General features: G+C 48.6%; 1 protein-coding gene. It reads left to right on the forward strand.

Going from position 1 to position 276, the window contains the following annotated elements:
• The coding region (locus ACYP03_RS26025) for an NAD(P)-dependent oxidoreductase (protein WP_459782675.1) at nucleotides 1-276 on the forward strand (276 nt) is incomplete at both ends.

A 276-nucleotide genomic window follows, 5' to 3' on the forward strand; every position in this document is an offset into this window, starting at 1 on the left:
TGACCATTCTGGCTCACGACCCTTATGAAAACCCAGAAGCGATAAAACTGGGGGCGACTTACACCTCACTGGACGAGATTTACCGTCAATCGGACGTCATTACCCTGCACTGTCCGATGAGCAAAGACAATTACCACATGCTGGACGCAAATGCTTTTAGTAAGATGCGCGACGGGGTCATGATCATCAATACCAGCCGTGGTGAACTGCTTAACTCAAAAGATGCTATTGAAGCGCTCAAAAGCCAGAAAATCGGCTCACTCGGTGTGGATGTCT

This window comes from Photobacterium sp. R1 (genome assembly GCF_054600795.1).